Genomic DNA, 21547 nt, shown 5'->3' on the forward strand with positions numbered 1-21547 from the left:
TTCTTAATGATAGATTTTTTTGCATTGTGCTAGTATTTCCTGTACATACCGTTCCTGTTTCCAATCAATCGGCACCTGCCGTCGGCGGGAAGGAGTGCAGAATGGGCGACGCTGATACCATCTCCCCAGCCTTGCGGCCTTTCGTCCCCTTGGTTGATTTTCTTGGGGAGCTATTGGGACATGACACCGAGGTCGTCCTGCAGGATGTCCAGGACTTCTCGCACTCAGTGGTCGCCATAGCCAACGGACATGTCAGCGGACGCAGCGTGGGCAGTCCTGCCACCGATCTGGTGCTGAGGATCTGGCAGAACCATGAGTTCGACCACCGGAACTATCTGGTCCACTATGCCGGGTACACCCGTGAAGGCCGCCCCATTGTTTCTTCCACATTCTTCCTGAGGAACACTCAGGACCAGGTCATCGGTTTCCTGTGCATCAACTTCGACAATTCCATATTCAAGGAGACCAGCAAGGCCCTGCGCACAGCCAGCGACTATCTGGATTCCATCAGCGCCAGCGGAACCCCCTTCCCCACGCACCGGGCGGATCAGAACCCTTCCGGCCGGGACAATACCGATGTGGATCGGCATGGTGCTGAACAACTCCACACCCCTACGGGTCAACAGCCGGTGGTCACCGACGGAACGCAGGAAATACTGTCGGTCAACGCAGAGGACCTCACCAAGCAACACATCCAGACCTTTGTCAAGGAACGCGGGGTCCAGCCCGAGCGAATGAACAAGTCGGAACGATTGAAGATGATCGCCGACCTCGACGAGTCCGGCGTCTTCCTGATCAAAGGAGCCGTCGACACGGTGGCGGGCGCCCTCGGCATCTCCTCTCCGACCGTGTACCGATACCTGCACTCGGTCAGGAAGGGTGAAGAGGAAACGCCCGAGCAAGTCGCCGAAAGCGGCAAGTAGGGCCGCCTTGACAAGTTGCGGCGACACGCGGCCCAACCCTAACGAGACCGTTGACAGCAAGGTTGACGGGTGTATGCTGTCCAATAGAGGTTATCTCTATACGGGGGAAACGTATACACGATAATTCGTTGAGGTTCTGATGATGAACCTCGGTATGGAGAGCATAATGCGTGGGTTCCCCCTGACAACGACTTCGATTCGTTATTCCATTCCGATTACGTTCTGGCCTTCCCGGCATCATTCCTGTCTGAACACGTAATCCGACGCTTCTTGGCCAATGGCCAATCTCCGAACCTTGCCCAGACCCGTCCGTATGGCAGCCGCCGGCCGGGGTGCAGGCAGAGGTCCGATTAAAAAACGCGCCTAGCTCTTTTCCCCCGGCTGCCATGCATATCGCCCCCTAGGGAGTGGTACATAGCATGGTGCTAGAGCTAGGCTGCGAAAGGACGGGCCCGAGCAGTTCGGGCCCGTCCTTCTTATAGCCTAGCAAGAACCACCAGTCTCCGGGACCCCCTCCCCATACATACCCCGGCCGAGCACCTGCAGGTAGCGACGGGCCTGATCCTGATCAGCCGGAAGGGCTGCGGTCAGGGTCACCTTCAGCCCCTCCGGAGTCCGTATAGCAGCCTCCAGGGAATTCCAGGGAACCCTCCGGGGCTTCCTGGTTGACCCGGGCAGTAACCGTTCGCAGGCTTCGACCATCCCTCCGATCTGATCCCTCGTCACGGCGATGCTCAGTTTGCCGATCGAATCAGCAGGCACCGTTCCTGGTTTACGGACCAGCAGTACATCCTGAAAGGCCCACCGCCGCAGATGCGTCATGGTGCCCGGCATGGTGTAGATGACGCCAAAGCCCAATCCCCGGGTCCAGAAATCCACCGAATCCTCAAGGTCATTGCTGGGCAGGGTCATGAACAAGGGCATCGCGTATATGCCCTCATACGGCTCGTCAGGCAGGTCGCCGGAACCAGGTGCCGGAACCGGGCTGACCTCCGCCGCATCGAAATGACCTCCTCGTTTCCTTGTATTCATGCGAGGACCTTTCTTTCGTCCATTCCGGGCCGGGGTTTCCCCATGCCCCTCTCTCCTACCGCCAAATCGTCTTGGCTGGATCCAGACCATGCCTGCGCGCGTTGCAATCGATGGCCTCCACCAGCCAATTCGTCAGACCGGGTTCAAGTTCCTCATAATGATGCCTGAACCGTCCATCCGCCTCATACATCCGAGCCAGGCAACAGTGCATGGAGGGCGTTACCCGGTACCAGTACAGGGCACCTCGGTGCCTCTCCGCCAGATCCATGGCTACCTCGCCACGAGGATCCACCCCACCCCTGCATGCCTCGGCCAAATCCGATTCCACCTCAACCAGGTGGGACCCTGCCTCCTTCCGGTCATGCCGGCTCATGGTCACCACCCGCTCGCTGTATTCCAGCCATTCCCTGCTACCAGCCCACCGGGTCCGGGCCTGTCGCGACCAGTCCCCATCATCTTCACCCGCACCCTGATTGCAATCCTCGGATACGGGAGTCGAATCGGAGGCTTCAAATCCTTCCTCAGCCTGGTTCAGGGATATCAACTTGTTCAGGGTCTTCAGGATCTCCTGCAGTTCAACGATTTTCCCTTCCAGGGCGACCCGGGAATCCTCCATCTCACCCATGACCGCCGCAACCGGGGCGTCCAGGACCTCTCTGATCCGGTCGGAGTCGAATCCCAACTCCCGATAGACCATGACCCGCCTGAGCCTCTCCAGGTCGTCAGGACCATACTCCCTGTACCCGGACCAGGTACGCGATGGCGATACCAGGCCGATTTCGTCCCAACGTCTGAGTACACGCCTGCTGACGCCCGTGGCCTCAGCCACCTCACCGATTCTGCAGTATCGCTCCTCGACGAGTTCCTCACCTGTCCGTTTCCCGTTCATACTCAGACAGTAGACCCTCACCGGTGGTGAAGGTCAAGGCGGATGCATGGGTTGGCCGGGAATGGAAGGGCGGGGTATGCGAATGACCGGAAGGATCACCCAAGGGAGGGGCTCCCGACTCTCGGCAGCCAAAGTGATACAGTGTTTCCGGAAGGTTTTCTTCCCCGGACGAGATGCGCCGTACCCGGCCTTGACGACGACGCTGCATTGCATCATGGTTCGCGGAAGGACGTGGTTATTGTGGTTGTTCTACCCCTGTGGATACAGATTGTCGGATCCCTGTTCATACTGTCGGCCTTCGCCTGGGGTCAGATGACCGACATCCCCTCATCCGACATCGCCTATCCAGGCGTGAACCTCCTGGGTTCGGGTCTGCTGGCCCTGGATGCCCTCTCAGGCCGTCAGTGGGGGTTCCTCCTCCTTGAAGTCGGTTGGATCCTTGTCTCGGCGATCGGCCTGGTCCGAGCGCTCCGGAGTCGGACCCATAGGGCTGACAAGGCAATTCAGGCGGACGAATCCGACCATGAATCAGGACCGACCATGCGCACCGGTGATATTCAGATACATGCCATCGATGAGAACCTGACCGTCTGCAAGGTGGCAGACTACTCCGGAGTGGACCTGGACGCCCCCTTCCGCTTCACTGGCAACACCGATGAGGAACACTCCCTGGTCTGCCCAACCGATCGCCTTCCCCCGCAACTGATTTCACGCAGTGATGGATGGCGCGCCTTCCGCATCCAGGGGGTTCTCGACTTCTCCCTGATCGGCATCCTTGCTCCGATCGCCACCTTGCTGGCCCAGGCCGGAATCGGCATTTTCGCCCTGTCCACCTACAACACGGACTATGTGCTGACACAATCCTCCGATTTCGACAGGGCGATGCGGATCCTCGCAGAATCCGGATACCGAATCGTGTGAGGTCTTGCGCTGGGACCGCGTACGGTCAACCGGAAAACGGTACCGTACTCGGAGGATGAGACGGCCCTGCGCCGTTCGTCGGACCGTCACTCTCCCATTTCTTCCAAGAGACCTTTACCCAGGTCGGAAACGGTCTTCACTATCCACAGCTACAGGGTCCACCGCTTTCGGCCCGAGTCGGCGATAATCCCGTTCCTGTCAGCGACTGCGCAATCCAGGTGCCCTTTCCTGGCCTTGGTCACATCTGCGATCGGAGAAAGCGGCGGATTCGCCATCGCCTTCCCGCCTTGGCAATCCAAGATACAGCTTCACGAGCTGCATTGACCGAAATCCGGGAAGCCAAAGTCACGATCCCCCGAAGGATCCACCACCAGAACCACCTGAGGAACCACCGAAGGAACCGCCACCCGAACCACCGTCCGAACCGCCAGAGAACCCGTCCGAAGAAACGCCGGGCGAAGACACCTCTGATATCGCATTACCGAACGTGGTGAATGCATCCGAAACTTCGCTGCCCAGATCGTTAACGGAGGACACGGCGATATTATGGTTGCCATCAACCAATGAGCTCCAACCGGATGCAGATGTTTGAGTCGGGTAAATATCGGAGATGTTGTTGTTCACATTGCCAGATGCATCGAAGGTCAACCGCAGCAGGGATTTCTCGGACTTGCTTGCCAACCATGTGGCATCCGTGAGCTGCGGGCATTCCGCGGCGATCTGATGAACTACCTCTTCGCTGATACCGAAGGCTGTTGCGTAGACCAGATATGAGTCAAAGAGTTTAAGGTTTACCTTGGTTTCATCACCGATATCTATGGGGTGAAGCAGATGCTGACGGTAACCCACAACCTTTCCGGCCGTTTCCCTGCCGAAATCAGTCAGGACCTCGCTTGCCCCATAGGACATTGAGAAACTGGCGACGGCTATCAACGCCAGGGCCAAATACAAGCGAACATAAAAGGAGCCGTTAGGGAAGTCAATAAATATGATTGCCGCTGCCATCACCAACATCACGAACCCCAGAAGATAATGGGAAAGTCGGATATCGGTTATGTGAGAATCCGTAAGCTCGGAATTCACTGCTTGCGTATATTGTCCGATCAACTTGAGACTGTCGGGATGGTTGGTCAGTGCCTCATTCAGCTGGTCCATATCACAAGTGTTTGGAGCATCCCCATCCACCGGAATGGCAGCTCGAAGGATATTAACGACCGCCTGCTCGCTTTTCGTCAGGCCCATTGCTTCCATTCTGCGTTGCCCAAGCGGGCGCGTAGTAATCCTCAGAGACCTGACTCTATTCGAAGTTGTCCCCTCGTGAAGTGAGGGAGACGACCCTTGTTGGCCGTCTTCAACCGAGTCATGCGAACTGATGGAAATGGCCTTCTTCTTGGCAAGGGAGAGAATCGTGGCAGCGAAGAGATCGGATGCCTCGCTTTGCTTATCAAGCAGGGTGTTGCAAATGGTGCCGGCGGCGGCAGGAGAAAGGTCCGATAGATCTTTGCAGTCAATCGGACCACCGTAATAATCCGTATCCCGATATGAGCGGAAAGCCGACCAGAGCTCGTAGCCGATGGCACAAATCGCCAGGAGAGGAACCAGGATGACGGCCAGTAACAGACGTATGGCATAGAGCAGTTTCTTGATTCTCCAAGACCGGGCTTGAGACTGTTCGCTATCTGTTATGCGTTTTTCAGCCGATCCCTGTCGTACCCGGGCAACCCCCTTCGTGCTGGACACGTCAAAGGTCGTGACCAGGTCCAAGTACTGCGCAGGGCGCACCTTCCTGGCGAAGAACCGTATGGTTCCGTCCTTATCGATATCGACCCTTCCGTTTCCTTCGAAATGGAGCCAGGCCCGGGGATTGGCAGCAGCGGTCCCACCCGGCATATGGATGACTCCCGTCACGGAATCCACCGGAGTCGTGTTTTCCTCACCAATAGGTTCCCACTGAAAAGTTCCAACGTCATCATAGGCAGTCGTCACCCCATGGAAGGTCATATCGACCTGGAAGACCTCATGGTCGGCGGAGGGGGTTTCCGGCATATTCCAACCGACCTCAACCTTGCACTCCTTCTTGGCCCCGCATGGATCCGCCGGTTCTCCACCGACTGATTCCCCCTGCCCATCCTTTGTGGAAGAATGATACTGCCGAAGCAATCCCGCCCCATCCACCTTGGCCAAATACCAAGTATCCTGCATCTCATGTTCCCAGCCGTCCTGCGAATAATGACCTGAGGGGTCAATTGTCTTATCATCGGAATCAGTGGTCAGCTCCTTGTAGGCCGTATGGTCCGTCAGGTTTTTGACTGATACGTCACTGATACCCGTGAGGTTGCCGGACTTGATAGTGTAACGCTGGCACAACCGACGCCAGGGTCCGTTCCCTTTCGGCTTCAGATGGACATCAAGGATCTGGCTGATACGTAAATCACCGTTCTGCTCTATCCGCACATCATAATGCAGGCTGTTATAAGACAGATCGGATTGAGTCTGCGACAACTCTTGGGTGGCAACGACATATACGAGGAAAGCCAAGAAGAGGGCCAGGATCATGCCTCTGAGGAACCGTGATGTACTCCAGCAATCAGAAAACTTGGATGGTTGAGTATCCGATGCCATATGTTCACCTCCGCCGACGAGTTATCCCCCCCCCCCGGCCAACTAACCCCATCACTATAAAGCACCAACCACTGAATTAACCAGCAGAAGTGATCGATACCCAAGCTCATGGGCGAGGTGGATCTCCTTGGCTCGAACAATCGAACCAGGCAGTCCGGATAGGTGGTGCTATAGAGATGCGACTATCCGGTTGATGTTCTTTCAATGGCATGACAATAGGCGTCGGGTCCTGCCAACAGACCTTTATTATCGAGGCCGAGGGCAGGATTCCCGATCCGACGACTGGCCATTCGACCAGATGGTCGAAGTCCGCATACACCTATCGTCCGTCCTCTACCGCAGGAGTTTCGTCATACAGACGACTCTTCCATCCCGCAGCCATTTCCGTTTCGATGCGAACGGTCTTCCATGCCATCCCCATGCGCGGGCAACAGCACCTGTTCGGTGATGACTATGGAGCCAAAACAATACATCTGGCAAAACCGACATTCCAGAGCCAATCTTGTCCGACCTTTCATCCCGTTTGGGACAGATCACATGGCACTGACAGACCCCACGAGGCGATGTTTGACAACTCCGAAACCCGGACGATTCCAAAATCGGCATAGCCTCCGGTAGGCTGACTCAGGTCACAGCAAACGAAGAGCGAAATGAAGAGGGCATTGTCGCATTGGCGGCCGTTACGACCATGGTGATGGGTTTGTCGGCATGTGGAGAAGACGCCTCGAACGGTGCCGACACCGGGAAGAAGCAGACCAGTTCCCAGGAGAAGACCGGGAAGGGAACGGAAGCCCCAGGCCGGCCGACCCCACGGGCACAAGGAGCAGGTGAACGGGTCCGACAAGGACCACTACCAGCAGGCCGCCGTCACCACCGACACCATCGGAATCAACCCGGATCAGCCCCGACACCACCAGTCCGTACCGGCCCGGCTGCATCACCCCCCCCCCACCGCCTTCGGCGACTACCCATGGACCAGCCAAGACGACAAGGACAAGATGGCGCAGAGCCTGCTCTCCTCGCAGGGTGCCACCAAGGACTTCAGCACGCGAACGGGGAGATCACCTACTCCTTTAGCACGATGAGCACCACGGCCACCGTCCATATCAAGAAACAATGATGACCACGTCTTGTCATGGCTCCGCCTCGTCGGGGCTTTTCGTTTGTGCGGGGTGATCCGGTTTGCGATTTACCGTACACGTACCGCACACGCGGGGCATACGTCACATGGTCCGAAGCTACGAGATAACCCTGCAACCGTTGTGGCTGTAGGGGTTCCGAACCTGTGGGGCCTCAGGGGCTTGAACCCTGGACCGAACGATTATGAGTCGTTTGCTATACTTGATTCCGATGACAGTATTCTGGGGGGTGAGGTTCCGTAAACCATTGGAATAACGCCATTCTCGATTTCTTCGGTACCCAATCGGATACCGATTGGTATACGATTGGATACCGTACACATACCGTACACGGCGGGAGCAAACGATGGGCAGAAGCGCCACTGGGAAATACCGGGCACGCGCATACAAAGCAAGAGGCGGCGTCACCAGATACCGGGGGGTCATACCAGTCGGATACCTCCCCAACGGTAAGCAGAAGTGCAAAACCGTCACCGCCGCCACATACCGCGAATGCCAGTCAAAGATCGCAGCCCTGCTCCGGGAAGTCAGGGATCACGGAGCCCCACTGGACCGGAGGGCCACCCTTTACGGCTATGCTTCAAGGTGGCTCGAACACCGCAAACTCGAGGTCAAGCCAACTACGTATATCATGTACAGGGCCATCGTCAACAGGCACCTTGGAGACTATGCGGGCTATCCCCTCTCGAAGATAACCCCGAGCGAGATCCGCAGCATCATCAACCATGCCCGCGCGCATGACAAGCACGGCAACCCCGCGGGGGAAGCCAGCATCAGCGTAAAGAAGCAGATATACTCCTGCCTCAACCAGATCATGACGGACGCGCTGGCAGACGGGCTCATCCCCACAAACCCCGTGGCCGGCGTCAAACCTCCCAAAAGAACTGATGCCATCGTCAAACGCCAATCCTTCAGCGTCCCCGAAATGCAGGCCATGCTACGAGTAGCAAGCGACCCGAACCTGACCGACCCCAAGACCGGGGCACGCATGTGGTGGCGTCTCCTCACGGGCATGCGCCAAGGGGAGATACTCGGAGCGGAATGGGACTCCTACGACAAGACCAAAGGCCTGTACACGGTGGACTGGAAACTCCAGACGGTGCCACGGGACCACGGGTGCGGCAGCCCGGTAGACGGGGAATACCCATGCGGGAAGCACAAGGGTGGACTATGCCCGAAAGCCGAGTGGCGTATACCGACAGGGTACGACCTACGGCCACTCGGGGGCCAATACGCGCTCACCAGGCCCAAGTCTCAGACCGGAAGGATCATACCCATCATCCCTCCCCTGCAAGCCGTGCTCGACTTCCACCGCAAGAACACAGCCAAAGACGCCAACCCCCATGGTCTCATCTTCCACCATGATGACGGACGCCCCTTCGACGCCCGTGAGGACAGCGACGACTTCCGAGCCCTTATGATCAACTCACAGATAGACCCTGACGCGCACACTGGGCATGAGACCAGACACAGTGTCGTCACTCTCCTGGCGAGCCAGGGCGTGGACTTCCAGCTCATCCGCGAGATCGTCGGACACTCCTCCGATGCGATGGTGGAGCACTACCGGCATGCGGATGATGCTGAGCGTCTGAAGGCCATGGAGACGCTGGATGAGAGCCTGGGCCTGGAGCAGATCGGGTGGAGCGGCGAGTAGGCCTACTTGTATTTGCGCTCCAGGTCTCTCACAGTCTCCTCTGTGGCTCCATACCTGATGGCGGTCATGTCCTCCCGGATCTGCTGGTGGAGTCCTGCGAGCCTTTCCCTTTCCTGTGTGCTGATGCCTGACTGCCGCTCCTGGTCTATGATCTGGTCGAGTCGCTTGTGCAGGAGGATGGTGAGGCGCTCGCGGCGGTCCTTGGGTGCGGGGATGTAATCGGGGTGGTTGTCGGGTATCTGGCTAATGTCATCAGGGATGTAGGGCATAAGGGGGATGATAGGACAACCGGCGTTGGTTATCCGGCAGTGAAACGTGCCATACGGGAAATCGAGGAAGATCCGCACGGCACGACAAGACCAGACTAACCTAAAAACAACACAAAATGCACAGGCACAGCCTTACAGACGTTGGCTTTAGTCGTACTGTTTCAGGTCTCTACTCGTCTGGAATTCGTTCTCGCCCATTGATGTGGTCCACAGTTTCCAGCCCTCTACTTTAAAGCTGCCCCTGGTTTCAGGGTTATCCTTCAAATACCACTTGGCAGCCTCCACCCTGATGTTGGAATCATGAGCCTCCTCCAAGGCCGGCACCAGGTCGGTGTCTCGGGATGCGAGGACGACACAACCGTACTTGCCGGAACGCGCCAGCCGCGTCAATGCCAGTGCACACAGTACATCAACACCCTTCTCCTCAGGAGGGAACTGCGGGTCTATGCACTGATGTCCATTACTGGATGAATACCGGTATTTCAGAGGACGATAGGTGACCTGTAGATCCACATTGCAAAGGTAAGCCTCTTTCATCCAGGCCGCTTTCTGTTTAAGATTGCGCCTGTACCCGTCCGGGTCAGCTTTAGGGCTGGGGAGTCCTCGATATACCTCGACCCTGCCAAGTTCACTATCCGGGAGTTGGAGGCCCTTCCGTTCAAATGTAATTTGAGCATCCTCGTTCTTGAGGCTGATAACTGTCTTCGCAAATCGTACAGGATCTATCAGCGCCTCATGGATTGGAAAGTTAGGGCGGAATACGTCATGCGCCGTCATATGCACATTCTGGTAGTCCATCACGATGGCAACTTGTTGTTTCTCGGCCATATGTCCCCCAAGAAATTAATAACCCCATCAGTCCCGTAGGACGATGGGGAGCTATGCGACATAATTTAGCACGATACTGCGCGCAAATGCAACCTTATCCGTTATTTATGCTACAAATGTCGCGATAATTGCATCTTTTGCGCTCACCGTCAAGAGGCCCCGCCGAGTGGGCTTCCATGAGAGGCAGGGCGGGGGACGATCACCAATATCATATCAGTCCAGAACGCGAAAATCGCCCCCGCTCCGGTCTCCCGGAACAGGGGCGAAATTGATATGCGGGCTACTTGTCTGTGGTTGCCTTGGCCTGGCTGACGCCGATGCAAGCCGCGATGAGCAGCCCCAAGGCGTTGAGCGTGGTCACGATCGCGTCCACATGGGGCAGGCCCAATGCGGGGCCGACCGTGTTGGTGAAGACCGCCAGTGCGGGCAGGAGGACCAGGGCCGCCCATTTGAGCGTCTGGTACACCTTGTCCGGCAGCAGGTAGCCATCAGCGTGCTTTGGCTGTGTCCTGTCGGTCATGGTTGTCACCTCCTTAATATGAGAGGACCTCACCCGGGTGGATGAGGTTGGGGTTGCCGGACCGGTAGCCGTGGAGCTGTCCCTGCGGTATGCCGAGCCTGGCCGCGATGCCGGAGAGCGTATCCCCCGGACGCACGATCACGGTACGGCCACCGCCATTGCCACCACCGTTGCCGGTTACGAGCCGCTGTCCGGGTCGGATCACATACGGGGCCGGGATGCCGTTGAGTCTGGCAACGGTGGGCCAGGAGCCTCCGAAGACGGAGCTCAGGCAGTCGCCCGGGCGCACCACGTACACGCCGGAGCCCGTACCGCCGCCCGAGCCGCCTCTTAGCCGCTCGTTGACCACGGCCATGACCTCGTCGTACCGGTTGCCCAGGAGGGCATGCCGTTGCGGATCGTTGCCGTAGTCGCCGCGGATGACCGCAGTGGCGATGGTGTTGGCGTCACCGACCGGCGCACCCTGCTGGGGTGTGGGCGACGGGGTGACCGGGTTGGGTTGCGTCCCCACGGGCGCATTGGCGTACCGCGCCCAGGTGCCCGCGTCACCGTAGAACCAGTTGACATCCACGGCGGTACCCACGCCGGGCACGTTGCCCGAGGAGGAGTACTGCCAGGCGGCTGCGAAAGCCCAGGGTGCCACCGAGTAGGGAGGCGCACCCGGGTCGCGCAGCCGCTCCCCCGCGTATCCGCGAGGATAGCCGGCCACCCACAGCCCGTAATCCGCCCCGGCAACGTTACGCCAGTCGCCGGCGCTGATCGTGGATGCGGACATGTAGATGATGGGCTTGGTGCCCCAGTAGGAGGCCGCCCGGTCCAGCCACCGTTTCGCCCACTCGGTGTTGCCCCGCTGGGATGCGGGCGGCTCCCAGTCCAGGAAGGGGATGACCCCCGCATGGACCAGGCCACGCGCGTTCGCCTGGGCGTTGAAGAAGTCGGCCTCGGCCTCCGGGCTGTTGCCGTACTCGGGGCGCGCGTACCCGTAGGCACCGATACGCAGACCGGCGGCACGGTTGGCCTGGAGCTGGCAGTCGGCGGCCGGGTTCACGTAATCCGTGCCCTCGGTGATCTTGGTGATGCTGAAGCTGGCCCCGGAGTCCTTGGCGGCCTGGGCGTTGTAGCAGCCCTGCCAGCTCGAGTTGTCGAAGCCGACGTCCGCGTAGGCGGCACCGGGGACGAGCATGGCCAGTGCGGCCAGCACCCCCACGCCGATACGACCGTACCGGGGCTTGGCACGCGCATGGCGGCCATGGTGTGAATACCACATACACCCTCCTTCAGGGTATGAAAAAAGCCACCCGGGATGGGTGGCAAAACAGATGATGGTGCAGGTCAGCCCACGGTGGGCAGGGCCTTGAGCTCCTCGTAGATCTTGGTGCCGGTCCCATTGCCGCCCAGCCCGTGGTAGGCGCGGTAGACGCGCTCAGCCTCCTCCATGACATCCACGGGGATGTGGCCGAGGGGCGCGTACTTGGTGTGTATCTCCAGGAGCTCGGCCCGCAGGAGCGTGCGCAATCCGGCCTCCATGGCCTGGTCCTTGGCTTCCTCCCGCTTGTGGCTTTTCAGCAGCCAGCCGCAGGCCCCGCCGATGCCGGTCAGGAGCATGGGGATCACGGCCTCCACCAGGGTCATCACCACGTCGGTCACTCCTCATGCCTTTCTCGGGTCGGACCAGAACATCTGGCCGGAGAAGAAGTCCGCGCTCGTGTCCCTGGTGCCGATGCTGATCGTGCCTTGCGGCTGGCTCTCACCGAGGCCGAAAACGTGGAAGCGCCCCACCGAGTAGTTGGAGCCGTAGGCGAGCACGTCCAGACGATGGTCCGGCATGATCGACGAGGCCAGGCGCACCACAGGGATCGTCCGCATCGAAGGGATCACGCCTTTCTTGATCTGGATGTTCAGCTCCAGGAAGTACACGCCCGCCCGCTTGTACAGCCGGGTCGCGTGATTGTAGTCCTGGTAGCTGTCAGACCAGCCCAGCCAGGCCGCAGGGTCATAGTCCGCGCAGCCGGCATCCACGCCCTGCACGAGCACGGTTCTGGCGTCCACGGACACGCTGCTGCCGGTCTTCTGCCGTCCGGCACCGATCTCCACGTCCTGACCGGTCAGGACCAGCATGTCCGAGTCGGGCGCAGCCGGGGAGGATACCGCGATGTTCGGAAGGTGCCCGTTGGCGGACAGCTGCACCTCGGTTTTCGCGGCGTCGTAGAAGCCGGTCAGCGCCCACCTGCTGGCATCGTCATGCAGTCCCTCCAAAGCGCCGACAGTGCGTCCCAGGGACGGCAGATACCGGCGGCTGACACGCAGTCGGTCGCCGCCGCTGGCGGTCTCCAGGCTGCCAGTCATGCTCACGCCACCCGCCCCGGCCTGGAAGACCAGGCTGCCGGACGTGTCACGCACCCAGAAGCCCGAAGCGTCGAAGCCGACCAGGCCGTCGTCCGTGACGAAGGTGCCGGACCGGATGATCCCCGCGGCAAGCATGCCGACCACGGCCTCGTCCACCTGCACGTCCCTGGCCGCGAGCTGGTCCAGGTAGATGGCGACGGGGATGGGCACCCACTGGGACCCGTCCCACCACCATTCCGCTTCCAGGGCGGACGGCATGACCCGGGAGACCGAAATGCCCTTGCACAGGACGACCGTATTGGTGTTGCCGCTGGTGTTGTTCACCGAGAAGTCAAGGGTATAGTCGTCGGTCTTCGCATTGGCGGGTATCGCTATGCTCACCGTGTCGGTGACCCACTTCCCGTATCCGACAGGGGCCAGCCTCTTCTGCCGGTCCGTGCCCTTGCCGTCCTTCACGCCCAGGTACATGGCGATATCGTCCTGCGGGGTCTCGCACTGGCGGGTGACACTGACCCGCACCTCGTCGCCAGGGGCGAGGCGGACGGAGCCCGTGTTGTCGAGACGGCTCCACCCCGTACTGGGGCGCATCCTGAAGTAGGTGCCGCTCGGGTCGGTGACCCTGCCCAGTCCGAGCCCGGTCCATGTCCACGCGTCCGTGGACTCCATCCCGGGATCAGTGATGACGTTGGTCGACAGTGCGACAGGGTATTTGAGCCACAGGTCGCCCGTATGCTCGCCCCGGCCCTGCGGGTCCTTGTCGCTCTTGGTGACCGTGATGCCCAGCCGCCCAGGGTCGATGTCCGCCCCCGTGACGGTCACCCGTATGGGGGCGCACGCGGGGGAAGCGTTTGGGGCAGGGCTGCCGTCCTCCGCGTGCGCGTCATCCCACGCGACCGCAGTCACCGTGTGCCCGGTGCCCGGCTCGTACGGCCCGCACGCCAGGGTGCCCTTGGCGGTCAGCCTGCCCGCATCCGTCCCGTCCACCAGGATCTGCACATGGTCGAAGTCCGGCGGCACCCCACCGTCCAGGCTCCCATCCCATACGGCAAGCACGAGCCCGTTACCCGACTGGGCGGTGACGCCGGTGGGCGTGCCCGGGGGCGTGGTGTCCCCCACCCACTGGGCGATGCCCTGCCCTGCGGCATCCGCCCCCATCATGGTCTTGGTGCCGTCCGGGTTATGGTAGGTGGCGCTGCCCGCCGTGCGGGTCTGCTGCCTGGACGCCGCGTCCAAGGCACCGGCCGCGAGGGCGGCCAGTTGCTCACTCTCCGACTGTGGGGTTATCAGGGAATGCTGCACGATAGCGGCTCCTTATCATCTACTGGAATGGGTCGGGCATGACATCGAAGGTGACCTTGGCGGTGCCGGTCTGGTCTCCCGTCAGGAGCATGACGCTGGTCCGGTAGTCCCCGTCAGGCAGGGTCGGATACCCCTGGACGGAGAGGATGACCGGCATGCCCGGGCGCAGGGTCGCCGGTGACAGGACCGTGTCGTCCGCGCCCATGTCACCGAAATGCACCTGGCCGGTGATCTGGATGAGCTTGCTGCGCGAGGAGTCGAGCTGCGCCTGCACATGGGACCTGAGCACGTCGAGGGCGTCGGTGTCGGTGTCCGAGTAGACGCCCTCGCGCAGGATCTGCGGATCGTTCGTCGCCTCGATGCCGGACATGTCGCCGCGCATGGCGGTCAGCACGCTCTCGTCCTGGCCGGCACCGGTCCCGTACCAGCGCTGCACCGGGGCGGCGTGCGACACCTGGAGGTCCTCCACCATGCTCGCCCCCGGATGGTACGACAGGCACACCGGCCTGGCCTTGGCGAAGAGCCGGCGGTCGCCGTCCGACCCGGCCTCCAGGCGCACCCGCACATGCCCGCCGTCCTCCGTCACGTAGGGGATGAAGGCGAAGTCCGGACCGTCCTTCAGGTTCGCGATATCTGTCATGAGCTTCTTCGCGGCGTTGTTCTGGATGTTCCAAGCCTTCCAGCTTGTCTTCTGCCTGGTGTCTTTCTCCCCCTTGTAAGGCCAGTCGAAGGGCAGGGTGCCTCCCTTCTTGCGCCCGGTCGCGTACAGGCCCGCCTCGCATATGATTCCCCTGTAGGAAAGGCCGGACAAGCTTATCGTGTCCGGGCTTTTCCCATCCTTGAAAGCCCCCTCGCGGACGACCAGGCGCGAGTCCAGCAGCTCCAGCGGGGATGAGAGCGGGAAGCTGGTGTCCTGCTGCGTGTCCTGCCGCTCCCCGACCACGCCCCAGATGACGGGAGTGCCGAAGTCGTCGCCCTCGTACGAGTCGGCCCAGGTCAGGCACATGGCCCTGCGCGTCGAGTCCAGGAGCAGGCTCCTCTCTGCCGGGGTGGACGCGGGCAGGGCCGACCATGGCAGGGACAGGCCGCTGGCGGTCCTGTCCCCAGGCTCCCGGGTCGTGGTCGTGAAGGACGAGTCGCGTATGCTCATCTGCCATTGGAAGGATGGCACGTCGATGGGGGCGACGATCCGCCCGTCCCGGGCGTCCACGATCCACATGCGCCACGTCACTGGGCAGTCCCCCTGTCCCACACCTCGACCGTGCGCCCCGGATACGTCAGGCCGTTGCTCTCCCCGTAGTGGAAGTGGGGCCGTCCGTTGCCGGTCTTGAGGGCGATGCCGTAGCGGATGCACACCGTATGGTCGCCCTTGCCGACCTGGAGGACGCGGCTGTTGTGGTGGTGCACCCACACCGAGTTCATGCACAGCGTCTCCCTCGAGGAGCACGGCACGTCCTGCCCGTCAAGCATGAAGGTGCTCGCCCAGCTCATCCAGTCACCCGCGCCAGCCCCCAGGTAGGAGACGTCCGAGTCGTGGACCAGCTCGACGATCCGGTCCGTCGGCACGTAGAAACGCACAAAACAGTTCTGGAACCACTTGCGCACGGTGGGATCACCGTCGACATCGGTGCGCGTGTCCTCGTACAGGCCCAGACGCCCCAGGCCGGCCCCGTAGGGAATCGCGTAATCGATGTCACCCACACGGGAGGCGGACGCCATGCTCGTCGCCCCTGCGGGCAGACGCATGTCGGCCAGCCGAAGACACCCGGCAGGCAACCCCGGGGGCGTCGGGGACGCTGCGGGCACACCCGCCAGGACATCCACATGCACCCGGTTGTCCGTCGGGGTCGTGCCCACACGCAGGAACACCCTGTCGATCCGGTCATAGGCGGAGTCGCCAACGGTGACCGTGGACTCCGTGCTGGTGTCGTCCAGATACAGCTCGGTCGCGCCGTCCGCACCACCATCCACCACGGCAGCGCCCCGCCACACCACGTACTTGCCCGGCAGGGACGGATGCCCACGCACCTGCAAGCCCGTGATCACACCCGGGCTGGCCCACCTGCTCGCGATGATCCGCCTATGCGTCAAAGGGTCCAGGCCCACGCCGGACGAGTCCGGGGGCACCCCCAAAGCAGTCACCATGATGTACTCCTCCTTTATATGTACGTATCCCGTGATTCCACGGTCAGCCACCCGTCACCGGCCTCAACCAGCCGCACCAGCACCGACCCTCCCGGCGGGACGGACGGGAAGGCACGCGACACCAAGCCACGGCTCTGATCCACACCACCCAGACTCACCGTCTGCGTCCGGCAGTCGAAGACCACCGGGCCACCCACACCACCAGACCACTCCAGGCTCCGGCCATCCCACACCAGCAGCAACCTGCCCTTATGGTCCCCATCCAGCGTCAGCACCGGATAGGCGGTGGCCGAGCCGGCATTGCGCAGCAGCAGCGTGTCCCTCGACGCAGGCAGCACCCCATACGAGAGCGGATAGGCAAGACCAGCGGCGGACGAGCCATACGACAAGCCACCCGACATGCCCCCACCAGGCCACACCTGGTCACGCCGAACCAACCACGACAACCGCTCAGGACGGCGGAAAAGGAGCGTGACCGCACCGGTCTCCGTCTGAGTTGCAAGATTCTGTGGTGCCTTGTCGGGCAGCACCTGAAGGACCTCACCCACCTGGAAGGTGTCCTCATCCCCGTCCACCACACGCATCCTCACCAGCCGGTGGGTCAACCCATCCAGCAGTCCGCGCAGCCCCTGAAGTCTGCGCCTGTCCCCGGCCAGCAGCCGGTAGGACAAGGACACGGTGCGAGACCCGTAGGCGATATCCGCCTGACTGATGTCGTGGTCCCCGTCACCCCACTTGCGTGGCGTGGTCTCCGTCTTGGACTCCGGCGTGGCCGACCAGCCGTCGATCTCGCGCAGGATCATCTCCCGGTCACCGTCATCCCCGTACAGGCGGCACAATTCCCGGTCGGCATCCTGCTCGTAGAAGATCACCGTGCTCACAGCATCCCTCCCTTCCTCAGCAGACCAGCGGTCAGGTGGCGCACCTTGGCCGCGTCCAAAGCCGACTGGGCGTTGGGATCACGGACCACATGCTGATTGAAGGTCACCGGCTGCTCATACACGATCCGCGCCTCCGGCTGGGCGGACACCGGGTTCGGTGTCACCGGAGTGGCCGCATACTTCTGCACGTAACCGCCAGTCGCATACCGCTGCCAGGCACCGCCATAGTTGATCGCATCGAAGAAATCGACTCCGAGCGCCCGCACCCTGTCGGCTGTGATGACATACTCGCCGTTACTCAACCTGGCCGTGATGTCGTCACTCGTACCAGTCCCCGGACCAGTAATGAGTCCACCGGTCGCCTTGCCCTGCGTGGCACCGATATTGATGTGGAAAGTCCTACCCAGGATGCCATTGATCGTGTCCCAGAAGCTGCTTGTTTCTGCCCCCACCTCGACTTTCTTACCTTTGATGGTGGCATTGTCCACAGCCTTCTTGGTCGCCTGGAAAGGACCGTCGTTGCCTGATATCACGCCGGTCTTGGGGTCGATCTTCCACCCGTTGGACTGAGCTATCTTCCTCCAATGGTCGGAATTGTCACCCTTGAGCTGACCGGTCTTAGGATCGATCTTCGCACCATTCGCCAGGGCCAGCGCCATATCATACTGGTGCTTGTCCATCGTCAGCTTCGAGTGCTTGTCATCGATTTTCGCGCCGGTCACCTCATGGATGGCGAGCATCGCGTCCTTGTTCTCACCGGTGATTCTCATGGTCTTCCCGTTTGGCATGGTCTGGACTTTGAGCTTCACCCGCTCCAGCGTCTTGCTCGCATCGTCGGTGATCTTGATGGACTTCGTGGCAGGCTCCCACTTGTCCACCTTGTCGGCCTCCACCTTGAAAGGCTTGCCGTCAGCCGAAATGACACAGTTCTTCGGGTTGATTTTCCACCCGTTCGCCTCGGCCAGCTTCTTCCAGAAATCGCTATTGTTGCCCTCGATCTCTCCAGTCTTTTTGTTGATGGTGGCCCCGTTCGCGAGAGCGAGGGCAATATCATACTGGTGCTTGTCAAGGTCTAGGGTTCCTTTCTTCGGATCGATCTTGGCTCCGGTCACCTCGCTGATGGCTTTCATGGCCGCCTTGTTGTCGCCGGTGATCTGGATCGTCTGACCGTCCTCAAGGACCTTGGCCTTCACGCTGAGCTCATCCAAGGCTCTGGATGCGTCACCGCTATCGACACTCACCTTGACAGGTTGGAGCGGTTCGCCGTTGGCCTTCTGCACCTTGTTCACAAGGTCTTGCACCGCGTTCGATGAGAGCCCCACGGAGTCCGCGAAGGCGTTCGCCTCCTCCGGGGTCTTGCCCATCTGCTGCGCGTACTGGACCAGCCGGTTGCGGGCATCATCCATGAGGGGGCCGATCTTGGTCATATCATCCCCGGCTCTGGCGTGCGCCTCGGCGGACTGCATGGCCGACTTCGCCACATCGTTGAGGGCCTTCATGTTGTCCCGGCCCTTTTCGGTGTTTATATCAAGGTTTGCCCCATTTTTTTTGATCGACTCGGTGGCCTTGTCGAAGGAGTCATGCAGGGAGATGTCGGCATCGGAGGCGCTGATGGCGAACCCGTAGTAGGTCTTCAACGCATCGATCACCTCACCCAGTTCGTTCGCCTGGTTGCTTATGCCTTTCGTCGTGGCATCAAAAGCGTCAGCGAGGATCTGGTTGGCATCAACATTCTTCGCGGTCTTGTCCGCCGCATCGGCCTGCGCGTCCGCACCTTCCTTTGTGGCCTTGGTGAGACCAGCCGTGGCGAGGGCGTTCTGCGTCTGCTCTGCGCTGTTCTGCTGGGATGCCTTCGCGTCCTCCTCTTTGGCTTTCTGCGCCTTCTTCCAAGCTCCCTGCTGTTCGGCCAGACCGCCGTAAATGGTATGGCTGGTCCCGTCGAACATCTGGCCCATGAGGCCCAAGGAATTCGCATAGGCGTCGGCCTGCTTGTGTACTTCATCCGTGGCTGCCGCATCACCTTGGATGGCCCTGATATAGGTCTGGTGGCTGATACCGGCCTGGTCCACGGCCTTCCAGAGATTGTCATAGCCGTTTGTCAGCCGGTCGATCGCGGAAGCCGTATACACGGAGGCGGAACTGTCGGACAAGGTCTTCTCGAAGTAAGCCGTGGCCGTCTCGCCCTTGTTCAGGGACTCGGTCAGGTTGTCCACACGCTCCTTGGCCTGCTCATGACGCTGTGCAAAGGAGATGAGAGCTGCACCCGCCACGGTCATAGCAATGCCCCAAGGCCCCCCAAGCAGGTCTACCACACCACCGCCAGCGGCTTTGAGCGCATCCATACGCAGCTTGGGTGCTTCGGCGCTATGACCAAGTACAGCTAGTTGGTCTCCCGAAGACTTGGTGGACATTCTCATCAGTTCGAGCGCCTCGCTGAAACCGGATGTCGCCCCCTGCATACGCTGCACCGGGTCGAACGCAGCACTCATGGCCTTACTGAAACCGCTAGTGCTCTGAGAGAGCGGGCCGAGCACCTTGTGCAACCCAGCCACAGCACCAACCAGCAGACCTATCCCTATTACGCCTTGCTGAGCAGGGGCGGGCAGGTCACCGAAGGCGGTCACAAGATTGGTGACATGCTGGACAGCCGAACGGATCGGCCCGTTCGCACCTGACCCGATCTTGATCAGAGATGTTTCCACTGCGCCGCCGAACTGTTCGACGTCCCCCTTGAGGTTGTCTGTCAGGTCGGCTGCCTGCTTGGCCGCGAAGCCCTGTTTGTTGACCTGATCAGTGAAGCCTTCCACACCTTTCGCTCCCTGCTCATACAGGGTGTTCCCAACGCTCATGGCGGCGTTGCTGAAGAGCACGCCCATGGCGTTGGCACGCTGCTCCGGGGTCAGCTTGGAGAGCTTGTCCTGGAGCTGGCCGGCGAAGTTCGCCAGTCCGACGAACTGACCGCCTGAGTCGTACATGCTGATGCCGAGCTCCTGCATCATCTTCTTGGCAGGACCACTGGCTGAGGTGAGCCCGATCAGGGCGGAGCGCAGCTGGGTGCCCGCGTCCGACCCAGTGATGCCCTTGGAGGCCATCATGGTGAGCGCGCCGGTCGTGTCCTCAATGCTCATACCGGTCTGGCTGGCGGTCACACCAACCATCTTCAGCGCCTCGCCCATGTCGCCCACTCCGCCCTGGGCGGTGGCCGCGCCGGCGGCAAGCAGGTCGGCAACGTGGCTGGCCTTGTTGCCTTTCAGTCCGAATTCGTTCAGGGCACTGGCGGTGAGCTCTGCCGCGTCAGCGACACCCATCTGACCGGATGCGGCAAGGTCTAGTGCACCCTGGAGGCCACCGCTGAGGATGTCCTTGGTGGACACACCCGCCTTGGCCAGCTCGTTAATCGCGTCGGCGGACTCAGTTGCGGAGAAGACAGTTTTGGCTCCTGCGTCCAAGGCCGCCTGCTTGAGCTGGTCCAGCTCAGAGCCGGTCGCCCCCGTATTGGTCTTGACAGCGCTCATGGAGGCGTCGAAGTCCGCGAAGGCCTTCACGGCTGCCACTCCCACGGCAGCACTGAGGGCACCGACCACGAGCCCGGTCTTCTGCGCCATCGCGCCGAGGCGTTCGCTGGTGCTCATGGGCCGTTCCAGCGACTTGGAGAGCTGTGTGGCGGATGCGGAGGCGGCCTGCATCTTGGCGGTGTAATCCGTCGAGTCGGCCATGAGCCTGATGACGATGTTCTCATTGAGCGCCAAGATGCCACCTCTTCATAGTCTGGGTTTGAGTTTCGTGGTCTGCGAGTTCGGGGCCTCGACGATGCCGGACTCCGAGAAGCGGGTCATGGCCTTCTCGCGCATCTCCCCGACGAAGCAGGTCTCCACATCCGCGTCGCTGAAAGCGGCGTTGACGGCATGCTCGTCATGGCAGAAGCTGATGTCCATACCGCATACGGGGCACTTGTGGGACGATTCGTAGATGTCGAGCGCCATCATCCAGTCGCGCTCCCCCTGGTCCCACTCCACCGGATCATCCGGCATCGGGGTCCAGCCGAGGAAGCGCTTATAGGAAATGCCCAGCCCGTGGGC

Annotated in this window: 18 protein-coding genes, 1 tRNA gene and 1 riboswitch; of the genes, 4 read left to right on the forward strand and 15 right to left on the reverse strand. The window is 60.9% G+C overall.

The window, feature by feature from the left end; genetic code table 11:
• Positions 1-101 precede the first annotated feature (101 nt).
• On the forward strand, positions 102-923 hold the full coding sequence (locus tag AACP59_RS04340) for a helix-turn-helix transcriptional regulator (protein ID WP_297316901.1): 822 nt from the start codon (positions 102-104) through the stop codon (positions 921-923).
• A 483-nt stretch (positions 924-1406) separates the two neighbouring features.
• On the opposite strand, the gene AACP59_RS04345 is transcribed toward AACP59_RS04340, so the two are convergent.
• A complete protein-coding gene (locus tag AACP59_RS04345; protein ID WP_297316902.1) occupies positions 1407-1955 on the reverse strand; it encodes a VOC family protein in 549 nt (182 codons plus the stop codon).
• 55 nt (positions 1956-2010) lie between these two features.
• Positions 2011-2844, reverse strand: coding sequence for a MerR family transcriptional regulator (locus AACP59_RS04350; RefSeq protein ID WP_339350036.1), 834 nt, complete (start codon positions 2842-2844; stop codon positions 2011-2013).
• 144 nt (positions 2845-2988) lie between these two features.
• Positions 2989-3050: riboswitch (guanidine-III (ykkC-III) riboswitch) on the forward strand.
• 34 nt (positions 3051-3084) lie between these two features.
• On the opposite strand from AACP59_RS04350, the gene AACP59_RS04355 reads away from it, so the two are divergent.
• On the forward strand, positions 3085-3765 hold the full coding sequence (locus AACP59_RS04355; protein WP_339350037.1) for an ACT domain-containing protein: 681 nt from the start codon (positions 3085-3087) through the stop codon (positions 3763-3765).
• A 345-nt stretch (positions 3766-4110) separates the two neighbouring features.
• Here the strand turns inward: AACP59_RS04355 and AACP59_RS04360 are convergent, their stop codons facing one another.
• Entirely contained in the window at positions 4111-6387 is a 2277-nt protein-coding gene (locus AACP59_RS04360; protein WP_339350039.1) for a DUF2207 family protein, read from the reverse strand.
• Positions 6388-7214: 827 nt separating this feature from the next.
• On the opposite strand from AACP59_RS04360, the gene AACP59_RS04365 reads away from it, so the two are divergent.
• Positions 7215-7472: a hypothetical protein gene (locus AACP59_RS04365; protein ID WP_339350041.1), complete on the forward strand. Its 258-nt coding sequence runs from the start codon at positions 7215-7217 to the stop codon at positions 7470-7472.
• A gap of 201 nt (positions 7473-7673) precedes the next feature.
• Here the strand turns inward: AACP59_RS04365 and AACP59_RS04370 are convergent.
• Positions 7674-7786: transfer RNA gene (locus AACP59_RS04370), tRNA-Ile, on the reverse strand.
• Between the two features lie 86 nt (positions 7787-7872).
• On the opposite strand from AACP59_RS04370, the gene AACP59_RS04375 reads away from it, so the two are divergent.
• Positions 7873-9180, forward strand: coding sequence for a tyrosine-type recombinase/integrase (locus AACP59_RS04375; protein ID WP_339351005.1), 1308 nt, complete (start codon positions 7873-7875; stop codon positions 9178-9180).
• 2 nt (positions 9181-9182) lie between these two features.
• Here the strand turns inward: AACP59_RS04375 and AACP59_RS04380 are convergent, their stop codons facing one another.
• From AACP59_RS04380 to AACP59_RS04430, 11 genes are all read right to left on the reverse strand, one after another.
• Positions 9183-9449: a hypothetical protein gene (locus AACP59_RS04380; RefSeq protein ID WP_339351004.1), complete on the reverse strand. Its 267-nt coding sequence runs from the start codon at positions 9447-9449 to the stop codon at positions 9183-9185.
• Positions 9450-9596: 147 nt separating this feature from the next.
• Positions 9597-10277: a PIN domain-containing protein gene (locus tag AACP59_RS04385; protein WP_339351003.1), complete on the reverse strand. Its 681-nt coding sequence runs from the start codon at positions 10275-10277 to the stop codon at positions 9597-9599.
• 280 nt (positions 10278-10557) lie between these two features.
• Complete coding sequence (locus AACP59_RS04390; protein ID WP_339351002.1) at positions 10558-10797, reverse strand: phage holin; 240 nt, start codon at positions 10795-10797, stop codon at positions 10558-10560.
• 13 nt (positions 10798-10810) lie between these two features.
• Positions 10811-12064 (reverse strand): GH25 family lysozyme, encoded by a 1254-nt coding sequence (locus AACP59_RS04395; protein ID WP_339351000.1) that lies wholly within the window; start codon positions 12062-12064, stop codon positions 10811-10813.
• 65 nt (positions 12065-12129) lie between these two features.
• Positions 12130-12444: a hypothetical protein gene (locus tag AACP59_RS04400; protein ID WP_339350998.1), complete on the reverse strand. Its 315-nt coding sequence runs from the start codon at positions 12442-12444 to the stop codon at positions 12130-12132.
• 3 nt (positions 12445-12447) lie between these two features.
• The gene (locus tag AACP59_RS04405; protein WP_339350997.1) at positions 12448-14442 is read right to left on the reverse strand and encodes a hypothetical protein; all 1995 of its coding nucleotides are present in this window, start codon (positions 14440-14442) and stop codon (positions 12448-12450) included.
• 19 nt (positions 14443-14461) lie between these two features.
• Positions 14462-15673 (reverse strand): hypothetical protein, encoded by a 1212-nt coding sequence (locus AACP59_RS04410; RefSeq protein ID WP_339350996.1) that lies wholly within the window; start codon positions 15671-15673, stop codon positions 14462-14464.
• Complete coding sequence (locus AACP59_RS04415) at positions 15670-16587, reverse strand: hypothetical protein (protein ID WP_339350995.1); 918 nt, start codon at positions 16585-16587, stop codon at positions 15670-15672. Before AACP59_RS04415 ends, AACP59_RS04410 begins: the two co-directional genes overlap by 4 nt.
• 14 nt (positions 16588-16601) lie before the next feature.
• Positions 16602-17468 (reverse strand): hypothetical protein, encoded by an 867-nt coding sequence (locus tag AACP59_RS04420; RefSeq protein ID WP_339350993.1) that lies wholly within the window; start codon positions 17466-17468, stop codon positions 16602-16604.
• On the reverse strand, positions 17465-21217 hold the full coding sequence (locus tag AACP59_RS04425) for a phage tail tape measure protein (protein ID WP_339350991.1): 3753 nt from the start codon (positions 21215-21217) through the stop codon (positions 17465-17467). Before AACP59_RS04425 ends, AACP59_RS04420 begins: the two co-directional genes overlap by 4 nt.
• A 12-nt stretch (positions 21218-21229) precedes the next feature.
• Positions 21230-21499, reverse strand: a complete 270-nt coding sequence (locus AACP59_RS04430; RefSeq protein ID WP_339350989.1) for a hypothetical protein — start codon at positions 21497-21499, stop codon at positions 21230-21232.
• Positions 21500-21547: the final 48 nt, after the last annotated feature.

It is taken from the genome of Bifidobacterium indicum, assembly GCF_036987015.1.
Lineage (GTDB): Bacteria > Actinomycetota > Actinomycetes > Actinomycetales > Bifidobacteriaceae > Bombiscardovia > Bombiscardovia indica.